General features: G+C 65.4%; 15 protein-coding genes and 1 pseudogene. 4 read left to right on the top strand and 12 right to left on the bottom strand.

Going from position 1 to position 18764, the window contains the following annotated elements; translation table 11 throughout:
- The first annotated feature begins 22 nt into the window (after window positions 1–22).
- Window positions 23–2971: a bifunctional [glutamine synthetase] adenylyltransferase/[glutamine synthetase]-adenylyl-L-tyrosine phosphorylase gene (locus RTCK_RS03485; RefSeq protein WP_142591643.1), complete on the top strand. Its 2949-nt coding sequence runs from the start codon at window positions 23–25 to the stop codon at window positions 2969–2971.
- Here RTCK_RS03485 and RTCK_RS03480 read toward each other — a convergent pair.
- The 3 genes from RTCK_RS03480 to RTCK_RS03470 form a co-directional block, all read right to left on the bottom strand.
- Window positions 2964–5303, bottom strand: coding sequence for a PAS domain-containing sensor histidine kinase (locus RTCK_RS03480; RefSeq protein WP_142591890.1), 2340 nt, complete (start codon window positions 5301–5303; stop codon window positions 2964–2966). The two genes, RTCK_RS03485 and RTCK_RS03480, sit on opposite strands and share 8 nt — an antisense overlap.
- Window positions 5304–5465: 162 nt before the next feature.
- Window positions 5466–8114 (bottom strand): aminopeptidase N, encoded by a 2649-nt coding sequence (gene pepN, locus RTCK_RS03475; protein ID WP_142591641.1) that lies wholly within the window; start codon window positions 8112–8114, stop codon window positions 5466–5468.
- A 394-nt stretch (window positions 8115–8508) separates the two neighbouring features.
- Complete coding sequence (locus RTCK_RS03470; RefSeq protein WP_142591639.1) at window positions 8509–8865, bottom strand: hypothetical protein; 357 nt, start codon at window positions 8863–8865, stop codon at window positions 8509–8511.
- Window positions 8866–9149: 284 nt separating this feature from the next.
- On the opposite strand from RTCK_RS03470, the gene RTCK_RS03465 reads away from it, so the two are divergent.
- Window positions 9150–10088, top strand: a complete 939-nt coding sequence (locus RTCK_RS03465) for a DMT family transporter (protein ID WP_142591637.1) — start codon at window positions 9150–9152, stop codon at window positions 10086–10088.
- A 5-nt stretch (window positions 10089–10093) separates the two neighbouring features.
- Here the strand turns inward: RTCK_RS03465 and RTCK_RS03460 are convergent, their stop codons facing one another.
- The 5 genes and pseudogenes from RTCK_RS03460 to RTCK_RS03440 form a co-directional block, all read right to left on the bottom strand.
- Window positions 10094–10246, bottom strand: coding sequence for a hypothetical protein (locus RTCK_RS03460; RefSeq protein WP_185927893.1), 153 nt, complete (start codon window positions 10244–10246; stop codon window positions 10094–10096).
- Between the two features lie 25 nt (window positions 10247–10271).
- On the bottom strand, window positions 10272–10463 hold the full coding sequence (locus RTCK_RS03455; protein WP_142591635.1) for a hypothetical protein: 192 nt from the start codon (window positions 10461–10463) through the stop codon (window positions 10272–10274).
- A gap of 151 nt (window positions 10464–10614) precedes the next feature.
- Entirely contained in the window at window positions 10615–11469 is an 855-nt protein-coding gene (locus tag RTCK_RS03450; protein ID WP_142591633.1) for a uracil-DNA glycosylase, read from the bottom strand.
- Window positions 11470–11507: 38 nt separating this feature from the next.
- Window positions 11508–12799: pseudogene (locus RTCK_RS03445) on the bottom strand (Hsp70 family protein).
- Between the two features lie 133 nt (window positions 12800–12932).
- A complete protein-coding gene (locus tag RTCK_RS03440; RefSeq protein WP_142591631.1) occupies window positions 12933–13820 on the bottom strand; it encodes a LysR family transcriptional regulator in 888 nt (295 codons plus the stop codon).
- 103 nt (window positions 13821–13923) lie between these two features.
- Between RTCK_RS03440 and blaOXA the strand changes: the two genes are divergently transcribed.
- Window positions 13924–14748 carry a class D beta-lactamase gene (blaOXA, locus tag RTCK_RS03435; RefSeq protein ID WP_142591629.1) on the top strand — a complete coding sequence of 275 codons (825 nt, stop codon included), beginning with the start codon at window positions 13924–13926 and terminating at the stop codon, window positions 14746–14748.
- Between the two features lie 21 nt (window positions 14749–14769).
- On the opposite strand, the gene RTCK_RS03430 is transcribed toward blaOXA, so the two are convergent.
- From RTCK_RS03430 to RTCK_RS03415, 4 genes are all read right to left on the bottom strand, one after another.
- A complete protein-coding gene (locus RTCK_RS03430) occupies window positions 14770–15048 on the bottom strand; it encodes a helix-turn-helix domain-containing protein (RefSeq protein WP_142591627.1) in 279 nt (92 codons plus the stop codon).
- Between the two features lie 15 nt (window positions 15049–15063).
- Window positions 15064–15252 (bottom strand): hypothetical protein, encoded by a 189-nt coding sequence (locus RTCK_RS03425; RefSeq protein ID WP_142521314.1) that lies wholly within the window; start codon window positions 15250–15252, stop codon window positions 15064–15066.
- Window positions 15253–15280: 28 nt separating this feature from the next.
- Complete coding sequence (locus RTCK_RS03420) at window positions 15281–15535, bottom strand: hypothetical protein (RefSeq protein ID WP_142591626.1); 255 nt, start codon at window positions 15533–15535, stop codon at window positions 15281–15283.
- Between the two features lie 128 nt (window positions 15536–15663).
- Complete coding sequence (locus tag RTCK_RS03415; protein WP_142591624.1) at window positions 15664–16452, bottom strand: SDR family oxidoreductase; 789 nt, start codon at window positions 16450–16452, stop codon at window positions 15664–15666.
- A 199-nt stretch (window positions 16453–16651) separates the two neighbouring features.
- On the opposite strand from RTCK_RS03415, the gene RTCK_RS03410 reads away from it, so the two are divergent.
- A complete protein-coding gene (locus RTCK_RS03410; RefSeq protein WP_142591622.1) occupies window positions 16652–18757 on the top strand; it encodes a DEAD/DEAH box helicase in 2106 nt (701 codons plus the stop codon).
- Window positions 18758–18764: the final 7 nt, after the last annotated feature.

Below are 18764 nucleotides of genomic sequence, written 5' to 3'. Positions count from 1 at the left end.
AAGGGTGTAGAGGGAGGACGCCGTGGGAGACAATGCGATCAAGCTCAGGGATGTCGGAGAGGACGTCATCCGGCCGCAGAGCCAGACCGAGGCGAAGGCGGTGACCGCGCTTCTGAAGGAGCTGGCGCGCGACGACGCCGCGCTGGCGGAGGTCATGAACGGGAATGGTCCCCTCAAGCCGTTCCTGATCGCGGCCCTTTCCCTATCCCCCTACTTGCGCGACATCGCGACGATCTCGCCCCGGCTCTTGACGACGGCGATCACCGAGCCGCTGGAAGAAACGCTTCGGCGGATGATCGACGGTGCGCGTGCCTGCTGGCGCCCCAGAGAGGGCAGGACGCCTTCTGAGGCGGAGGTGATGGCTTCGCTGAGGATTGCGAAGCGCAGCGTCTCGTTTCTGGCGGCACTGGCGGATCTCGCCCGGCTTTTCACCGCGCGCGACACCACGTGTTACCTGACGCTCCTCGCCGATGCCGTGGTGGCGGCGTCGATCGACCACCTGCTGCTCGCGGCCCACGAAAGCGGCAAGATGGTGCTGAAGAACCCGGAGCGGCCGAGCGAGGGATCCGGCCTGATCGTCCTCGGCATGGGCAAGTTGGGCGGCCACGAGCTCAACTACTCCTCCGATATCGACATCGTCGTCTTCTTCGATCCGGAGAGCGGCATATTGCCCGATCCGCTGGACGGTTCCGAGATCTACGGCCGGATGATGCGGCGCCTCGTGCGCATCCTGCAGGAGCGGACGGCGGACGGCTACGTGTTCCGCACCGACCTGCGGCTGCGGCCCGATCCCGGCTCGACGCCGCTCGCCGTGCCGGTGGAGGCGGGCCTTCTCTACTACGAGAGCCGCGGCCAGAACTGGGAGCGGGCGGCCTTCATCAAGGCGCGCGCCATGGCCGGCGACATCGCCGCCGGGGAATGGTTCCTGCGCCAGCTGGTGCCCTTCGTCTTCCGCAAGTACCTCGACTATGCGGCGATCGCCGACATCCATTCCATCAAGCGGCAGATCCATGTCCACAAGGGTCATGGCGCGATCGCCGTCAAGGGCCATGACGTCAAGCTCGGCCGCGGCGGCATCCGCGAGATCGAGTTCTTCGCCCAGACCCAGCAGCTGATCGCCGGCGGGCGCATGCCGCCGCTCAGAACCCGCCAGACGAAAGTGGCGCTGGAGAAGCTGGCGGAGGCGAACTGGATCACGTCGGAGATCGCCGCGGAACTGACCGAAGCCTACTGGTTCCTGCGCGACGTCGAGCACCGCATCCAGATGGTGCGCGACGAGCAGACGCACAGCCTTCCCGAAACGGAGGCGGAGCTGAAGCGGATCGCCTTCATGCTCGGCTTTCCCGACACGGCATCCTTCGCCGTTAGGCTGGAGGGCGTGCTGCGGACGGTGGAGAAACGCTATGCCCGGCTGTTCGAGCAGGAGACGAAGCTTTCGGGCGTCGAAGGCAATCTCGTCTTCACCGGCCAGCAGGACGACCCGGAGACATTGAAGACGCTGGCGGCACTCGGCTTCCACCGGCCTTCCGATATTTCGCGCGTTATCCGCACCTGGCACTACGGCCGCTACCGGGCGACGCAATCGGTGGAGTCGCGCGAGCGGCTGACGGAACTGACCCCGGACCTCCTGAAGGCCTTCGGCGAGAGCAGCCGGGCGGACGAGGCGCTGCTGCGCTTCGACGGTTTCCTCTCCGGCCTGCCGGCCGGGATCCAGCTCTTCTCGCTGATCGGCAACAATCCGGCGCTGCTTTCGCTGATCGTTACCGTCATGTCGGCGGCGCCGCGGCTGGCGGACATCATCTCGTCGCGGCCGCATGTCTTCGACGGCATGCTTGATCCGGGCCTGATGGCGGAGCTTCCCACGCGCGACTATCTGTCGGAGCGTCTGCGGGTCTTCCTGATGGCCTCGCGCCACTACGAGGAACTGCTGGACCGGCTGCGCATCTTCGCGGCCGAGCAGCGCTTCCTGATCGGCATCCGGCTGCTGACGGGAGCGATCGACGGAGCGCAGGCCGGCCGCGCCTTCACCGATCTCGCCGATCTTCTGATCGAACAGGCCCTGGCTGCCGTGGAGCGCGAGATCGAGGGGGCGCATGGCCGCTATCCCGGCGGCAGGGTGGCGCTGATGGGGATGGGCAAGCTCGGCAGCTTCGAACTGACCGCGGCCTCCGACGTCGACCTGATCCTGCTCTACGACTACGACGACGAAGCCTTCGAGTCGGAAGGCCCGAAGGCCCTGGACAGCACGCGCTACTATACCCGGCTGACGCAGCGCCTGATCGCCGCGCTCTCGGCGCCGATGGCGGAGGGCGTGCTGTTCGAAGTGGACATGCGCCTGAGGCCTTCGGGCAACAAGGGGCCGGTCGCCACGCGCATCCGCGCCTTCCGCAAGTACCAGCAGGAGGAGGCCTGGACCTGGGAGCACATGGCGCTGACGCGCGCGCGCATGGTCTGCGGGGAGGCAAGCCTGGTGGAGGAAGCGCAGGCGGTGATCAGCGACGTCCTGTCCCGCAGGGGAGATGGCGGAAAGATTGCGGCCGATATCCGGGAGATGCGCGACCTGATCGAGCAGGAAAAGCCTCCGCGAGGCATATGGGACCTGAAGCTCATTCCGGGCGGCCTGATCGATATCGAGTTCATCGCCCAGTATCTGCGGCTGGTCGCGCCGGGCAAGGGTCTTGCCGTCGACACGAACGGGATGAGCACGGACGAGGCGCTGGAGGCGCTCGGGCGGGAGATGCTCTCGGCCGATGACCTGGCCACCATGCGGGAGGCGCTGCGCCTTTTCACCGAGCTCTCGCAGATCATCCGGCTCTGCATCGACGGCGGCTTCGATCCGAAGGAAGCGCCCGTCGGACTGGTGGAGCGCGTCTGCCGGGCGGGGGACTGCCCGGACATCCGAACGCTGGAGGGCGAGGTGAAGCGTCTGTCGAAGGCGGTGCGGGCGATCTTCCGGAAGCTGGTCAGCTGACGGCCTGGCGCGGCACCGCAAAGGTCGCGCATTCCGGAATGCTGAGCGAAACGACGGTACCCTTGCCGACGCAGGAGCGGATCCGCATTCTGCCGCCGTGCAGCGCCACCAGCGAACGCGAGATGGCAAGGCCGAGGCCGGAGCCGCCCTTGCTCTTGGCGTACTGGCTCTGCACCTGTTCGAAGGGCTGGCCGATCTTGCCCATCGCCGCCTTCGGGATACCGATCCCGGTATCGGCGATCGTCAGCAGGAAACCGGATTCGGAGCGGCGCGCGCGGACGATGATCCGGCCGCCCTCGTCGGTGAACTTCACCGCGTTCGAGAGCAGGTTCAGCATGACCTGCTTCATGGCACGGCGGTCGCCGACCATTGCCAGATCGCGCGAAAGCCGCTGCTCGATGGTGATGCTCTTCTCCTGGGCGGAGATGGCGGTAAGGCGCAGACTTTCCTCGACGAGCGGCACGAGGTCGATCGCCTCGCACTGGATCGTCATGTGGCCGGCCTCGATCTTCGACATGTCGAGGATATCGCTGATCAGGTTGAGAAGGTGCTTGCCGCTGTCGTGGATGTCGCGCGCATATTCGCCGTATTTCGGCGATCCGACCGGGCCGAACATTTCGTTGACCAGGATTTCCGAGAAGCCGAGGATGGCGTTGAGCGGCGTGCGCAGCTCGTGGGACATGTTGGCGAGGAATTCCGACTTCGCCTTGTTGGCGGCCTGGGCGCGCTCCTTCTCCGCCTGATAATTGGCGTTGGCGATCGACAGTTCTTCCTTCTGCTTTTCCAGCTTCTTCTGCGAGGCCGAAAGGTCGCCGATAGTCGCCATCAGGCGGCGCTCCGAATCGCGCAGCCTCTCCTGGTGGCGCTTCATCAACGTGATGTCGGTCCCCACCGAGACCATGCCGCCGTCGCGGGTGCGGCGTTCGTTGATCTGCAGCCAGCGTTCGTCGGCAAGTTGCACTTCCGTGGTCCGCGACAGGCCGTTCTGGTCCGCATCGGCGATGCGCCGCTCGATCACCGGCCGTGCCGCGGCAGCCTTGACGACGGTGCGTTCCGTGCCCGGCACCAGCACGCTGTCGGGAAGGCCGTAGGCCTGCTGGAAATGCGTGTTGCACATGACCAGGCGGTCGTTTTTGTCCCACAGCACGAAGGCTTCGGACGTGCATTCGATGGCGTCTGCCAGCCGCTGGTCGGCTTCGGCGTAGCGCTGTGCCAGCCGGTGATGCTCGGTGACATCCATGGCGATGCCGATGACATGCGTGCGGCCGGCTGTGGTGCGCACCACCTGGGCGCGGGCGCGCATCCAGACATAGTGGCCGGCGGCGTGGCGCATGCGGAAGATCTGGTCCACCTGCTTGGCATTGCCGCGGCTGATGGCGCGGGCCAGAGCGTAGAGGTTGCCGTCCGTCGGATGCATCATCCGCGCCGCGTCGGCGAAGGACATGACGTTGCCGGCCGGGGGGTAACCGAGCATCTCGTACATTGATCCCGACCAGAACAGGCGCCGGTTGGCGACGTCGAAGTCCCACAGGCCGCAACGCCCGCGCGACAGAGCGGTCTCAATGCGCAGGTTCGCTTCCAGGAACGTCTCGTCCGCTTCCCGGGCGCGCTTCACCTGCATGTAATAGGCGTAGAGGATGACCAGCAGTATGATCGAGATGCAGGCGAACAGCGTGACGTTGAGCGACACTTCGTGGCGCCAGAAATAGTGGATCGAGGCGAGGGAGCGGGCAGCGACGATCAGTCCGCCGTCGTTGCCGAGCGGCTGGATGGCGGCATAATGCGCCTCCTCGCCGATCGCCGTCTCGATAAGGCCCGAGCCGCCGAAGCGGCGCAGGGCCGCGGTCTCGGGAAGAAGCGAGGTCAGTTGCCGGCCGACATAGGGGCCAGCGCCGACGCCACCGAAGATCCTGCCGGATGGATCGACCAGCAGCAGGAAGGCCTCCGGATGCAGCCGGTCCGACGGAAGGAACTGCTTGAGTCGCGCTTCGGCGGATGCGCGGTCTCCCACCGCGATGATCTGATCCTGACTGGAAAAGGCTGCGACGGCGGCTGCGGCCATCAGCGATGTCGCCTGGCGGGCGGCGTCCTCCATGCGGGCATGCTCGCTGACGAGGCCGAGGCTGCGGGAGGTCGCGACGACGGCAAGAAAGGCGAGGATGAGAAGCGGGATCGAACGCTTCAGCACCAGTTCCACCCGCGGCATCTGGCGCGAGATGGGCGTTACGGTGAGGTTGGGACGGCGCGGGAAGAAGCCCGAACCATTCCTGCCGCCCCAGAAATTGAGACGCAACCATCCCCCGCCGGCGGGTTCCCGCCGCACGTTCGCCATCGTTTTCATCAGACCCCTCATGGAAATCCGGTGCGCCGCTCGCCCGAATCTAAGCTAATGAATCACGAGTGATTCGCCGTGTCCAGAGGTTCCTTAAGAGTTTTTTAATCTAGGGAAACCGCCGCGTGGGCAGCGGAATCAGGGGTTGTGGCAGGGGGAAATTCAACCCTTCAACATGCGCTCGACGATGTCGCGGACATCGGTGGAAAGTGTCCCGCTGCGGTCGATCGTCATCAAGGCGGAGCGGGCGTGGTCGGCGCGCACCGGCTCCAGCGACCGCCAGGAGCGCATGGAGGTGAGGATGCGGGCGGCGAGCTGCCGGTTCTTCGGATCGATCGCCAGGATCTGTTCGGCGAGGAAGCGATAGCCTTCCCCATCGGGCCGGTTGAAACCGGTCGGGTTGGAGAAGGCAAGGCTGCCGACGAGCGAGCGGACGCGGTTCGGGTTGCTCGGAACGAAGTGGCGGTTGTCCATCAGGGCCTTCACGCGGCCAAGCGCTCCGGCGCCGGGGATGGTCGCCTGTACCGCCAGCCACTTGTCGATGACCAGAGGGTTGTCGTCGAAACGGGTCACGAACGCGCCGAGGGCGGCGTCGGCCTCGTCGGTCTCCGGGAAGCGGTGTGCCAGCACGGTCAGCGCATGGACGAGGTCCGTCATGTTGTCGGCAGACGCGAATGCTTCGGCCGCGCGTGCGGGCGACTGTTCCGCATAGGTGAGGTAGCTCAGCGCGCTGTTGCGGAGGGCGCGCCTTCCCGCGCTTGCCGCGTCGGGGCTGAAGCCGTCATTGGTCTGCAAATTCTCGAAGAGATGCTGGAAGACCTGCCGCCCGGCCTCGGCGACGGTGGCGAGGACGGTGGTGCGCGCCGCATGTATGGCGTCGGGGTCGTTGTTGCTGCCGAGTTCGCGCGCGATATCGGCTTCGCTCGGAAGGGTGAGTACCTGCGCGCGGAACGCGGGCTCCAGCGTCTCGTTGCCTGCGGTCTCGATCAGCGCCGAGACGACGGCGGGCGGGCACGCAACCTCCTCGCCGTTGCGGATGTCGCGCGCCGCCTGCATCAGCACCGGCAGGATCAGGTCGTTCAGCGCCTGCCAGCGGGCGAAGAGGTCGCTGTCGTGGCGCGCGATGTGGACGAGATCGTCCGTGCTCTGATCCAGATGGAGGTTGATCGGTGCCGAGAAGCCGCGGTTGAGCGAAAGCACGGGCCGTGACGAGATGCCCGAGAAGGTGAAGGTCTGTTTGCGCTGGGTCAGGTGCAGCACGTCGCCGGCCACTTCGCCGCCCGCCACGGCAGCGGGCGTCGCCGCGGAGCCGTTGTCGAGGATCAGGGCGAAGGAGAGCGGGATGTGCATCGGCTCCTTGTTCGGCTGGCCCGGGGTTGCCGGGATCATCTGCTCCAGCGACAACGTGAAGGTGGAGGCTCCAGCGTCGTAGGCGCCTGAGGCGGTGACCAGCGGCGTGCCGGCCTGGTGGTACCAGAGGGAGAATTGCGAGAGGTCGCGCCCCGTCGCGTCCTCGAAGCACCTGACGAAATCCTCGACGGTGGCGGCCTCGCCGTCATGGCGCTCGAAATAGAGATCCATGCCCTTCTTGAAGCCGTCCCGGCCAAGAAGCGTGGCGATCATCCGGGTGACTTCCGAGCCCTTCTCGTAGACGGTCGTCGTATAGAAGTTGTTGATCTCGCGGTATTTCGTCGGCCGTACCGGGTGGGCCAGCGGTCCGGCATCCTCCGGGAACTGCTCCGATTTCAGGTGCCGTACCTCCGCGATCCGCTTGACGGCGCGCGAACGCATGTCGGCGGAAAATTCGTGGTCGCGGTAAACCGTGAGCCCTTCCTTCAGGCAGAGCTGGAACCAGTCACGGCAGGTGATGCGGTTGCCGGTCCAGTTGTGGAAGTATTCGTGGGCGATGATCGCCTCTATATTGGCGTAATCCTGGTCGGTCGCGGTCTCCGGATCGGCGAGCACGTATTTGTCGTTGAAGACGTTGAGACCCTTGTTCTCCATCGCCCCCATGTTGAAGTCGGAGACGGCGACGATCATGAAGATGTCGAGGTCGTATTCGCGGCCGAACCGCTCCTCGTCCCATTTCATGGAGCGCTTCAGGGCGTCCATGGCGTAGGCGGCGCGCGGTTCCTTGCCGTGCTCGACATAGATCTTCAGCGCGACCTCGCGGCCGGACATGGTGGTGAACGTGTCCTCCACGACGCCGAGATCGCCTGCGACCAGCGCGAACAGGTAGCTCGGCTTCGGATGCGGATCGAACCAGGCGGCGAAGTGCCGGCCCTCGTCGTAATTGCCTCCGCCGAGATAGTTGCCGTTGGACAGAAGCAGCGGGTTGGCGGCTTTGTCGGCGATGATGGTGATCGTATAGGGCGCCAGCACGTCCGGCCGGTCCGGGAAATAGGTGATGCGGCGGAAGCCTTCGGCCTCGCACTGGGTGCAGTAGACGCCATTGGTCCGGTAGAGACCCATGAGTTGGGTATTGGCTTCCGGGTTGATGAAGGTGGTGACGGTGATCTCGAACGGGCTGCTTTCCGGCAGGTCGCGGATCGTCAGGCTCTGCGGTGTGGCGTTGTACTGGCCGGCCGGCACCTCGTTCTGGTCCAGGAGCAGGGCGGAAAGGGTAAGCTCGTCACCATCGAGAACCAGAGGCGCCTTCGGATCGGCACCCTCGCGGCGGTGGAAGATCAGCCTGGCGTCGACCTTGGTATTCGTGGGGTCGAGCTCGAAGGTGAGGTCGACCCTTTCCAGGACGAAATCGGTCGGGCGGTAGTTGGCAAGTTCAACCGTCTTGGTATCGGATGTACCCATAAGTACAGGGTTCCTATGCGTGCTTGAAAAACGAGAGGCCTGCGCAGCAGGCCTGCGAACGCGACCGAACCTGAATCGTCCTATAACCGGCCTTACCACTCAAGGATCCCGCCGCGCGGTTCGGTAGGTCTGCAAAATAGGGCAAGCACGGGTCCTTCGGTAAGCGAGACGGCGCCACGATATCAATGGGTTGCTAACATGATCCTAACGGCTCGCAGCTTCTGTGAAGTGCAAGCCTGTCGAGGCGAAGTCCATCCGGTAATGGCCCTGAGGATTTTCGGTGCCGCCAGAAGACGCCAGCAGAATTTGAGATAGGGGACCAGCTTGCCCGACAGCTGGAATGGAAACACCGCCACCAGACGAATGGTCTGGGGGCGGATAAAATCTATTCGTATTATTCGCACGCTTCCTGCGCGGCGGTGGCAGCGGCAGTTTTCCCACCTTCCTGCTGGGCGGCGACATCTTGCCCGGACGTGGCGAGAGAGCTGCTTTCTCCCATCGGCATGTCCTTGCCGTCCTTTGCCGCCGTTTCTGGAAGAGCTTCTTTACTGGTAGTTGTCGTTCCGGTCGAAGATTCCGTCTTCACCTGGCCGGCATCGCCCTCCAGGGGGGCATGGGTTCCATCCTTTGCGATTCCCGCTTGCTGCTCGGTGCTGACCGAGCCGGTTGTTTCCGGGCAGTCCGCGAAGCTTGGGCTATGGGTAGCAGCTATCAAAGCGATAGTTGCCGGCATCAAGACAATCATTTTCATGGCGCATCCTCCTTTGCCGACTGACGAACATCGTCGGAGAAGCCTTTGTTCCTTGTTGACCGCCGATCGCGGCGACCAGGGCAGTGTTCGTCAACCTTCACGATCGGTCCGAGACCGACGGGATCGCAGGCGCTGAGGCGTTACCGAGGGCACCGGCGGAAGGATCCATAAGCAACATTGATGGGAACTCGACATTATTTGCTTTGATCTCAGCCGTACTCCGATAGTTTCGGTTGCACCCGCCACCATGTCCCCGTCGAGTTTCCAATGTCCGAGAATGCCAGATGACCGTTGAAGCGGGCAGTTCCCTGCGCGGAATCGCCTTCAAGATCCTCTCCGTCGTGATCTTCGTGATGATGCAGACCTGCATCAAGGCAGCCGGGAGCGGCGTGCCGGCGGGCCAGATCACCTTCTACCGCTCCGCCTTCGCGCTCATTCCGATCATCGCCTATCTCGCCTGGCGCCGCGACCTGCGGACCGCGGTGCACACCGATCGTCCCTTCGGTCATTTCAAGCGCGGCCTTTTCGGCGTCATGTCGATGGCCTTCGGCTTCTACGGTCTCGTCCACCTGCCGCTGCCGGAGGCGATCGCCATCGGCTACGCATCCCCGCTGATGGCTGTCGTCTTCGCGGCGCTTGTCCTGCGCGAGCAGGTGCGGCTCTACCGCTGGACCGCGGTCGTCGCCGGCATGGCGGGCGTGCTGATCGTCTCATGGCCGAAGCTGACGCTGTTCAGCAGCAGCGGCTTCGGATCGACCCAAGCGCTCGGCGCCGCAGCCGTGCTGATGGGCGCGGTGCTGAGCGGGCTTGCCATGGTGCAGGTGCGGCAACTGGTGCAGACGGAGCGGACGCCAACCATCGTGTTCTATTTCTCGCTCACCGGCGCGCTGCTTTCGCTGGTGAGCCTGCCGTTCGGCTGGGCGGTGCTGACGGGAGAGCAGGCGATGCTGCTGATCGCATCGGGAATCTGCGGGGGGATCGCGCAGATATTCCTGACGGAAAGCTATCGGCATGCGGATGTTTCGGCGGTGGCGCCTTTCGAATACACGTCCTTCATCCTCGGAATCGCGATCGCCTTCCTGATCTTTGGCGATGTTCCGACGGCGCCGATGGTGACCGGCACGGCCATCACCATCGGCGCCGGAATCTTCATTGTCTATCGCGAGCGCCGGCTGGGGCTGGAGCGGAAGGCGGCGCGCAAGGCGTCGGCACCGCCGAACTGATCAGGTCAGAGCGGAATATAGGCCGTGGAGGCGTTGTTCGGACGGGCGTCGCCCCGGCGAACGGCACCGGCATGGCGGTATTCGCGGGCGGCACTCACGGCGGCGCTGACGCCTTCGAGGGTCTCGCGCAGTGCACGAAGCGGATGGAGCTGGGTCATGATCCTTTTCCTTTCTCGGGCCGGTTCAGCGCTCGCGGAAATCGGTAAAGATCGCGGACGGACGCGTGATGCTGCCCATCCGGCCGATGGCCCGGGCGGTCAACTGCTCGTTGGTGGCAGAGCCGAAGCGGTGATAGCCCTGCGTGGAGCGCTGGGGCATGCCGGCAATGCGGAGGCTTTCGAAGCCGGAATGGATCGGGCGGGCACGGGTCGTCATTGCCTTGGTTCCTTAAATCTCTGGTTCCTCCCAAGACCCGCCTAATATTGCGGTGCAGCATCGATTCGGCAATGCGAGATAAATCGCCGCTGCTATGCGCAAAACGCATGGCCCGCTTCATATTCCGTTAACATTGATCAATGCGTCGGCACTATGTCCGTGAAAGCGCCTGTGAAAACATCAGGAGGTCGCGCCAGGCGAGCCCCTTGGTGGCGGGGGCAGCCAACAATTCCTGCGGATGCAGGGTTGCCAGTGCCGCCACGGACCGGCCGCCCACCGCAACCTCGCGCCATCCGCCGCGCAGGCCGTGGATCGTGCCGCTCTCGCCGAAGAAGAAGCGGGCGGGAAAATTGCCGAGCAGCAGCAGGTGCTCAGGCTCGGCCAGCGCGATCTGCCGGTCGATGAAGGGCTTGCAGATCGCCGTTTCCGCAGGCGACGGCATCCGGTTGCCGGGCGGGCGCCAGGGAATGATGTTGGTAAGCAGCACGGTCTCGCGGGAAAGGCCGATGGCGCCCAGCATGCGGTCGAGCAACTGGCCCGTCCGGCCGGAAAAGGGAAGGCCCTCGCGGTCGTCGTCGGCACTGGGCATGGGACCGATCACCATGATCCGCGAGGCGGGGTCGCCGCTGGCGAACACGGTCGAGCGGGCGCCGTTCTTGAGGTTGCAACTGTCGAAAGTCTCGATCGCCGCCTTCAGTTCCGCAAGCGAGCGGGCGCTGTCGGCGGCCAGTTGCGCGGCCGCCACCGCATCGACGTTCGGCATGGCGACGGGGGGAGGGTTGAGCGGGCGGGCCGCGTCCACGGCGCGTGCGCTCGCCTGCCGGTCCTGGCGCTGCGGAGGGGCCGGCTGGGACTGCTTCGCCTCCCGGCGGGCTGCCTGCTGCGCCTCGAACTCCTGGATGCGGTCGATGGGCGCGTCTTCCAGCAACCAGCCGACACCCGCATCCGCATAGAAATGCAGAAGCGCGGAAAGTTCGCCCGCCTGGAGATCTTTCGCCTGGATCATGCCCGCACTCTAGCGAAGCCGGACGCGGGGGAAAAGCATCAAGCCGCCCATTGCGCGAGATCCTCGCTTTCGCCGATCAGCGCCAGGCCGTGGGCGATGGAGAGAAGCTCGCCGCCGGTCTCGATCTTCTCCGTCCCGAAGCGGCGGGGAAGATCTCGCGCACGGCCGGGACGAAGGAGGTGCCGCCGGTGAGGAAGACCTTGTCGATCGCCGTGACCTCCGTCGCCGTCTGCTCCAGCACCGCGTCGAGCGCAGTCTCCATCCGTGCGAGGTCCTCGGCGATCCATGCCTCGAAGTCGCGTCGCCGGACGGTCTTGCGGCCCGCCCTGCCGAGGGGGGCGAAGTGGAACTCCGCCTCATCGGCCGCCGACAGTGCCATCTTTGTCGCCGAAACCGCCTGATAGAGCGGATAGCCTTCGTCATGCTCGACGAGATCGACGAAGAGCTCCAGCTTTTCCGGTTCCAGCGCAGACCGGACCAGCGATTGCAGGTCCGCGAACTCCTTGGAGCCCTTGAAGATCGACAACTGGTTCCAGCGTGAGAAGCTCGTGTAGTAGTTGCTCGGCACGTCGAGCACCTTGTCGAAGCTCCTGAACCGGCTGCCCTTGCCGATTTCCGGCGCGACGAGATGCTCGATCATCCGCGCGTCGAACTGGTCCCCCGCGATGCCGACGCCGGAATGGCCGATCGGAGTGGCGGTGAGCCGGCCGGCATGGCGCTCGAAGCGGATCAGCGAATAGTCGGTCGTGCCGCCGCCGAAATCGGCCACCAGCACATTGGCGTCGCGCTCGAGGTTCTGCGCGAAGTAATGGGCCGCCGCGACCGGCTCGTAGACGTAAGCGATCTCCGGAAAGCCCAGCCGCGTCAGCGCTGAGTTGTAGCGGTCGAGTGCCAAGTCCGCATCGGCACTGGCGCCGGCGAAATGCACCGGTCGGCCGACGACGATGCGCGACACCTCGGCCGGCCAGGCCTCGCCCGCATAGGCGGAAAGCCGCCGCAGGAAGATCTCCATCAGGTCCTCGAACTGGTGACGGCGGGCGAAGATCAGCGTGCCCTGGAAGAGCGCGCTTGCCGCGAACGTCTTGATCGACTGCAGGAAGCGGCAGTCGCCCGGATTGTCGATGAAGGCCCGGATCGCCGCCTGTCCGGCCTCGACCTTCAGCGCCTGCGCGCCGAGCTGCCTGTCCTTCATGAAGGAAAGCGCCGTGCGCATCGTGTCGGCCGTGCCGGTACTGCTGGTGAACGGCATGGACTGCGTCGCGCCATCGCCTTCCGCCATCGCGATGACGGTATTGGTCGTGCCGAAATCCAGCCCCAGCGCCCGTGCCATGGCGGTGCTCCTCGTTCAGTGGTGATCGTTGAACCCGGAGCGACAAGCCCGGAACGCCAAAGGGCGCCTGGCGCGCCCTGGTGAATTCGAGCGCGCCTGATGGCACAGGCGGGGCGGCATGGCAAGGGCGAGATCAGGCTACCGCCGCCCGCGTCTCCGCCGCCATCTCGGCCGTCCATTCGGCAAACGCCTTCATTGCCGGCGTCGGGGTGCGGGACTTGAGGTGCGTCAGCCAATAGCTGCCCTTGGAGACATAGACGGGGAAGGGCTGTTCCAGTGCGCCGGAGGCAAGGTGGCGGGAAAACATCAGCGGCGGGGCAAGCGCTACGCCCGCCCCCTGCAGCGCGGTCTCCACCATCAGCACGGATGAATCGAAGACCGGACCGGTGATCGGCGGGGCGGCAGCCTGGGCCGCCTCGAACCAGCCGGGCCATTCGTCGGTGCGGTAGGAGCGCAGCAGCGTCTCGCGCCCGACATCCTCCGGGTCCTTCAGCCGGGCCGCGACCGCCGGCACGCAGAGCGCCGAAAGCGGCGCCTCGAACAGTGCTTCCGCTTCCGTATCGTGCCAGGCGCCGTTGCCGAAGCGGATCGCATAGTCGAGCCCTTCCGCCGCGATGTCGACGCGGTTGTTGTTGGTGGAGAGGCGCACGTCGATAAAGGGATGGCGTTGGCGGAAATCGGGGAGGCGGGGGAGGAGCCAGCCGACGGCGAAGGTTCCGACGGCGCCGAGCGTCAGGACCTCGCGCATGTGGCCGGCCTCGAAGCGCTCAAGCATGTCGGCCATGCGGTCGAAGCTGTCCTTCAGCGTCGGCAGGAGCGCCAAGCCCTCCTCGGTGATCATCAGCCCGCGCGGCAGGCGGCGGAAGAGCGTTACCCCGAGCCGCTGTTCCAGGAGCTTCACCTGGTGGCTGACGGCGGCCTGGGTGACGCAGAGTTCGATCGCCGCGCGCGTGAAGGACAGGTGTCGGGCAGCGGCTTCGAAGGCGCGCAGCGCGTTCAGCGGAAGGTGTGGCCGGACCATCGCATGCCCTAGATTTTCTTATGGCTCCCGCCAGTTATCATCGTTTGCGGCCTTCCTGCAACGAACCCTAGAACAGGATCGTTCAAATCGAGGGAGCCATAACATGATCCTCCAAAGATGCGGCCTTCTCGCCGCTGCCATCGGCCTTTTGACCACATTCGGTGCCGCAAGCCCCGCATTTGCCGTCGATCCGATCCACTGCACGGTCGTCCTCGATGCGGAGAGCGGCGAGCCGGTCCATCGGCAGGGGACCTGCGACCAGCGCGTCTACCCGATGTCGACCTTCAAGCTGCCCTTGGCCATGATGGGCTATGATAGCGGTATCCTGAAGGACGAGACGACGCCGCGCTGGAACTATCAGGCAGGGTTCGGCGGGCCGGCGCGGGTCAGGAAGGCCTTCGACCCGGCGGGCTGGGAGAGGGAATCGATCGTCTGGTATTCGCAGGAGATCACCCGTCGCCTCGGCGAGGAGCGCTTCGGCGACTACGTCCGCCGCTTCGGCTACGGCAATGGCGACGTCTCCGGTGGACCCGGCAAGCTCGATGGCCTGACGGAATCCTGGCTGATGTCTTCGCTGAAGATCTCGCCGGACGAGCAGGCGGATTTCCTCCGCCGCTTCCTGAACGGGAAGCTTGCGATCTCCGATCATGCCCAGGCGATGACGCAGGCGATCATCCCGCGCTTCGAGGCGGCGGGCGGCTGGGTGATCCACGGCAAGACCGGCAGCGGCCGGATGCGCGATGCCAAGGGCAAGCCCGACAGCGACCGCCCGATCGGCTGGTTCGTCGGCTGGGCCGAAAGGGAAGAGCGCCGGGTGGTGTTCGCCCGGCTTCTCGTCGACGACAAGCCGCACGGCGAACCGCCGATCAGCTTTGTCGTGCGGGATTCGCTGATCGAGGATCTGCCGGAACTGGTGGCAGACAGATAGCCGGCGACGTCGGATGATCTGCTAGGCGACGGCCGTGGCGACCATGTCCGGGTGCAGCCTGATCACCCGGATATACGCAATAGCGAAGTCCGGAGGAGTGACGCGAGCCTGTTCCCAATCACGCAATGTCCCGACCGGCACTCGAAATCGGGTGGCAAAGGCCGACTGGGAGAGGCCAAGCGCGGTCCGCGTCTGGCGGATGAGGCGTGCTCGCTGACCCCGTTCCAATGCTTCGGCTGTAACGTCGAAGTCCTCCGCGTTGAATGGATCAGCCGGTAGAGTGATAGGCTCGCTCTTCACTCGTGTTGCTCCTTCTCACCCGCGCCGCGCCCACCACGCCAGCACCAACCCCGCCAGCGCCAGGATCGCGCCGTAGAGGATCCAGGGCGACTGGTCGATCATGAAGCTTGAGGCGGGATAGGGGAAGATGCCGCTGCCCTGGGCCATCCAGAGGAGGCCCATGAGAATGGCGAGGGTGCCGATCACGATGCCGAGGCGCTTCATCGGAGGTCCTCCTGCGCAAAAGGGCGGATCAGGATTCTTCCAGGAAATGATCGTCGCCGAAGCCGGGGCCGTGCGGTTCGTCGCGCAGCAGCTTCCATGAGCCGATGAGCACGATCAGGCCGAAGGCGACCACCAGCGAGCCGTTGATCGTCCAGACGCTGAGCTCGCTCATGAAGTCCGTGGCGGGGAGGCGGATGATGCCCGTGCCATGGCCGACCCAGGCGAGGCCGACGACGATGATCGCAAACCCTGCCGCGGCCATCCAGTTCCTGATCTTCTCCAAGCTTCCCTCCCATGGAGCAATTTGTCGCACCGACATTAGCAGAGACGAGGTTGGATTCCAGGGATTTCGCAAGGTCTTGATATTCGTCAAGTCCCGCGCGGCTGTTTCTCCGCACGGGACGGGAAGCGTCAGATCGACTTCGAGGCGCCGCCGTCCACCCGCAACATCGTGCCGGTGACGTAGCTTGCCGGGACCGAGCAGAGGAAGGCGGCGGCGGCGGCGAATTCCTCCACCTTGCCGAGGCGTCCGGCGGGGATCGACTTGACGGAGGCGGCGCGGATCTCCTCGATCGATTTGCCCTGGCGCTTCGCATTGGCGCCGTCGAGCTCGTCGATGCGGTCGGTGTGGATGCGGCCGGGCAGGATCATGTTCGACGTGACGCCGTAGGATGCGACCTCGGTCGCCAGCGTCTTGTTCCAGCCCACCAGTGCGCCGCGCAGGGTGTTGGAGAGCGCGAGGTTCGGGATTGGTTCGAAGACGCCGGAGGAGGCGACGGTGAGGATGCGGCCGAAACCTTGCGTCTTCATCAGCGGCAGCAGCGCATTGGTGAGCGTGATGACGCGGACCACCATGGACTGGAAGAAGTTGTAGAGCTTTTCGGCGTCCATCTCCTCGGCCATGCCCGGCGTCGGACCGCCGGTATTGTTGACGAGGATGTCGATGCCGCCGAGCTTCTCGTGGACGGCTTTCAGCATCGCATCGACGAAATGGGCGTCGGCGAGATCGGCCTCCACCCAGTCGGCCTTCCCCTTGCCCGCTGCGTTGATGGCCTCGGCATTGGCCTTCAGCTTGTCGCCGCTGCGGCCGCAGAGCAGGACATGCGCGCCTTCGTCTGCGAGGGCCTTGGCGATGCCGAGGCCGAGGCCCCTTGAAGAGGCGAGAACGAGCGCGCGCTTGCCGGCCAGTCCGAGATCCATGGTGATGTCCTTCCAATGCTGTATCGACGTGGTGCGGGACGCTAGCAAGGTGGTGGGCGATTGCAAAGCCCGTTGCGGTGAAACCTGGCGTCTCTCTTTGACATTTACCCTTTCCGTCAGTAGGAACGGCGCCATGTAGAGCTGCGAGAGTTGCAGCCACGCGCCGCGGCGCACGAAACATCCGAAAGACCAGACAAAGATGACCGACTACGAAGGCGCCGTTCCGGCGATCGCCAAGGCATTGGCGAAACGCGGTTACGCGACGCTTACTCCCGTGCAGCAATCCATGCTCGACCCGGCGCTCCGGACGGCAGACGCGCTCGTATCCGCCCAGACCGGTTCCGGCAAGACCGTCGCCTTCGGCATTGCCATGGCGCCGACGCTGCTGGACGACGGCGAGCGCTTCGACCGTGCCGGCGCACCGCTGGCGCTGGTGATCGCTCCGACCCGCGAACTCGCCATGCAGGTCAACCGCGAGCTCACCTGGCTCTACGAGATGACTGGCGCGGTGATCGCAAGCTGCGTCGGCGGCATGGACATCCGCAGTGAGCGGCGGGCGCTGGAACGCGGCGCCCATATCGTCATCGGTACGCCGGGCCGCATTTGCGACCACATCCGCCGCAATGCGCTCGACATGTCGCAGCTCCGGGTCGCGGTGCTCGACGAGGCCGACGAGATGCTCGACCTCGGCTTCCGCGAGGACTTGGAGTTCATTCTCGACGCAGCACCCGAAGGCCGGCGGACGCTGATGTTCTCCGCCACCGTGCCCTCGGGGATCGCCAAGCTCGCAAAGCGCTACCAGCGCGACGCGGTGCGCATCTCGACCACGACCGAGGAAAAGCAGCACGCGGACATCGAGTACCGGGCGCTGCTCGTCGCGCCGTCTGACCGGGAGAATGCCATCATCAACGCGCTGCGCTTCTATGATGCGAAGAACGCCATCGTCTTCTGCTCGACCCGTGCGGCGGTAAACCACCTGACGGCGCGCTTCAACAACCGCAATTTCGACGTCGTGGCGCTTTCCGGCGAGTTGACGCAGAACGAGCGCACCCATGCGCTGCAGGCGATGCGCGACGGCCGCGCCCGCGTCTGCATCGCCACCGACGTTGCCGCCCGCGGTATCGACCTTCCCGGCCTCGACCTCGTCATCCATGCCGACCTGCCGACCAATTCGGAGACGTTGCTGCACCGCTCGGGCCGCACGGGCCGCGCCGGCAACAAGGGCGTCAGCGCGCTGATCGTGCCTGTCAACCAGCGTCGCAAGGCAGAGCGCCTGCTGGCAGGCGCCGACGTGACGCCGACCTGGGCGCATCCGCCGTCTGCCGACGAGGTGATCGCGCGCGACCAGGAGCGTCTGCTTGCCGACCCGGTGTTCGCGGAGGCGCCGCGCGAAGAGGAGCAGGACCTGATCGCACGCTTGGTGGAAACCTATGGTGCGGAAAAGCTTGCTGCTGCTTTCGTCAACCTCCACCGCGCGAAGAACGCCGCGCCGGAAGACCTGCTGCCGGTCTCGCTGGATGGCGGCTCCCGCAAGCCGCGCGACGCAAGCCAGGGAGATCCCGCGTCGCGGCCGCCGACGCCGCGTGGCGATTTCGGCCCGGCCGTCTGGTTCTCCCTCTCCGTCGGCCGCAAGCAGCGCGCCGAGCCGCGCTGGCTGATCCCGACCATCTGCCGCAATGGCGATCTCAGCAAGAACGAGATCGGCGCGATCAAGATGCAGGCCGACGAGACTTATGTGGAGATCGCCGCCGACCATGCCGAACGCTTCATGGCGAAGCTCGGCAAGGACCGGATGATGGACCGCGGCATCCGCGTGACCCGCCTCGACCAGGCGCCGGACTTCAGCAAGTTCTCGCGGGGAAGTGACGACGAGGGTTTCTCGCGCCGCGAGGGTCCGCGCATGGACAAGCCGTGGAAGGGCGGGAAATCCGCTGACGGCACCGAGCGCGGCGGCAGGGAAAAGCCCTTCCGCGACCAGGCGGCGGGCGATGCCCCGCGCAAGGACTGGAAGCCGAAGGCCAAGTTCGGCGACGCGCAGCGCGACGTGCGCAGCATTGACGACGAGGTCTGGGGCGATCCGAAGCCGAAGGGCGGCTTCGGCAAGGGTAAGCCTGCCCGAAGCGACAACCGCTCCGGCGTGGCCTTCGAAAAGCCTTACAAGAAGAGTGGCGGCAAGCCGTTCGGAGACAAGCCGTTCAAGGGCAAGCCTTCGGGCAAGGATGCCGGCGGCAAGGCGTTCGGAAGCAAGCCCCAGCCGGATGGAGGCAAGCCCCGGAAGTTCAAGGGCAACGACCAGCCGCGGTGAGTGGTAC

Origin of the sequence: Pseudorhizobium endolithicum (assembly GCF_902153245.2) — a bacterium.
In the GTDB taxonomy this organism is placed as follows: domain Bacteria; phylum Pseudomonadota; class Alphaproteobacteria; order Rhizobiales; family Rhizobiaceae; genus Neorhizobium; species Neorhizobium endolithicum.
This window is presented reverse-complemented; position numbering and strand designations above follow the sequence as displayed.

Excerpts from the sequence above, each read along its gene's own strand:
- RTCK_RS03480 (WP_142591890.1), bottom strand. The coding sequence starts at position 5,303 with ATGGCGAACGTGCGGCGGGAACCCGCCGGCGGGGGATGGTTGCGTCTC.
- pepN (WP_142591641.1), bottom strand. The coding sequence starts at position 8,114 with ATGGGTACATCCGATACCAAGACGGTTGAACTTGCCAACTACCGCCCG.
- RTCK_RS03470 (WP_142591639.1), bottom strand. The coding sequence starts at position 8,865 with ATGAAAATGATTGTCTTGATGCCGGCAACTATCGCTTTGATAGCTGCT.
- RTCK_RS03465 (WP_142591637.1), top strand. The coding sequence starts at position 9,150 with ATGACCGTTGAAGCGGGCAGTTCCCTGCGCGGAATCGCCTTCAAGATC.
- RTCK_RS03460 (WP_185927893.1), bottom strand. The coding sequence starts at position 10,246 with ATGACCCAGCTCCATCCGCTTCGTGCACTGCGCGAGACCCTCGAAGGC.
- RTCK_RS03455 (WP_142591635.1), bottom strand. The coding sequence starts at position 10,463 with ATGACGACCCGTGCCCGCCCGATCCATTCCGGCTTCGAAAGCCTCCGC.
- RTCK_RS03450 (WP_142591633.1), bottom strand. The coding sequence starts at position 11,469 with ATGATCCAGGCGAAAGATCTCCAGGCGGGCGAACTTTCCGCGCTTCTG.
- RTCK_RS03440 (WP_142591631.1), bottom strand. The coding sequence starts at position 13,820 with ATGGTCCGGCCACACCTTCCGCTGAACGCGCTGCGCGCCTTCGAAGCC.
- blaOXA (WP_142591629.1), top strand. The coding sequence starts at position 13,924 with ATGATCCTCCAAAGATGCGGCCTTCTCGCCGCTGCCATCGGCCTTTTG.
- RTCK_RS03425 (WP_142521314.1), bottom strand. The coding sequence starts at position 15,252 with ATGAAGCGCCTCGGCATCGTGATCGGCACCCTCGCCATTCTCATGGGC.
- RTCK_RS03415 (WP_142591624.1), bottom strand. The coding sequence starts at position 16,452 with ATGGATCTCGGACTGGCCGGCAAGCGCGCGCTCGTTCTCGCCTCTTCA.
- RTCK_RS03410 (WP_142591622.1), top strand. The coding sequence starts at position 16,652 with ATGACCGACTACGAAGGCGCCGTTCCGGCGATCGCCAAGGCATTGGCG.